The sequence below is a fragment of the Oleiphilus sp. HI0125 genome, from assembly GCF_001635355.1.
Window position 1 is genome coordinate 1 of sequence record NZ_LWGF01001146.1, and the last position, 1,210, is coordinate 1,210.

General features: G+C 44.7%; 1 protein-coding gene. It reads left to right on the forward strand.

Annotation, left to right across the window (positions count from 1 at the left end; translation table 11 throughout):
* Positions 1-38: 38 nt before the first annotated feature.
* Positions 39-1,139 (forward strand): chorismate synthase, encoded by a 1,101-nt coding sequence (gene aroC, locus A3762_RS19910; protein ID WP_068756300.1) that lies wholly within the window; start codon positions 39-41, stop codon positions 1,137-1,139.
* Positions 1,140-1,210 lie beyond the last annotated feature (71 nt).

Below are 1,210 nucleotides of genomic sequence, written 5' to 3' on the forward strand. Positions count from 1 at the left end.
AAGCCGTTAAAGAATAAGCAAAACGAAAGAGTTATACGATGTCAGGTAATACCTTCGGAAAGTTATTTACGATAACCACCTTCGGCGAAAGTCATGGTAAGGCACTCGGTTGTATCATCGATGGTTGTCCTCCAGGAATTGAGATTTCTGAGGAAGATATTCAACACGATTTAGATCGTCGTAAACCCGGGACTTCGCGCTTCACCACGCAACGTCGCGAAGCGGATGAAGTAAAGATCTTGAGTGGCATTTTCGAAGGAAAAACCACAGGGACATCGATCGGTATGATTATAGAAAATACTGATCAGCGCTCAAAAGACTATTCAAATATTGCTGATACCTTCCGTCCTGCACATGCCGATTATGCCTACACGCAGAAGTACGGTTTTAGAGACTACCGTGGCGGTGGTCGTTCCTCTGCGCGTGAAACAGCGATGCGTGTCGCTGCGGGCGCTGTTGCTAAAAAGTATTTAAGTCAGGCTTTTGGCATCGAAATTAAGGGATATTTGTCTCAACTAGGCCCGATTAAAGTTGAGAATGTTGACCTGTCTATCGTTGAGGGAAATCCTTTCTTCTGCCCGGATGCGGATAAAATTCCGTTGATGGAAGAGTACATGAAAGACATCAACAAAGAAGGTAATTCGATCGGTGCAAAGATCACGGTGATTGCGACAGGAATGATGCCGGGCTTGGGTGAGCCAATCTTTGATCGTCTTGATGCTGAAATTGCTCATGCTCTGATGAGTATTAATGCAGTAAAAGGTGTGGAAATCGGTGCAGGTTTTGATTCCGTTGAGCAGAAGGGTACTGAGCATCGCGATGAGATGACTCCTGAAGGTTTTCTTTCCAATAATGCTGGTGGTGTCGTTGGTGGTATTTCTTCGGGGCAAGATATTGTTGCTCACATTGCTTTGAAACCAACATCAAGCATGCGCCTACCTGGCAAGAGTATTGATCGTTTCGGTAACGAAATTGAGGTAGTGACACATGGTCGTCACGACCCTTGTGTTGGTATTCGTGCAACGCCAATTGCTGAGGCGATGTTAGCGATTACATTGTTGGATCATGTTATGCGTCATCGTGCTCAAAATGCCGACGTTAAATGCGAAACACCAATTATTAAGTCTGAAGCAAACTAAGAGGGTACATGAAGGTTTCTGATTTCGACTTTGAATTGCCAGAGTCGTTGATTGCAAAATATCCACCGAAG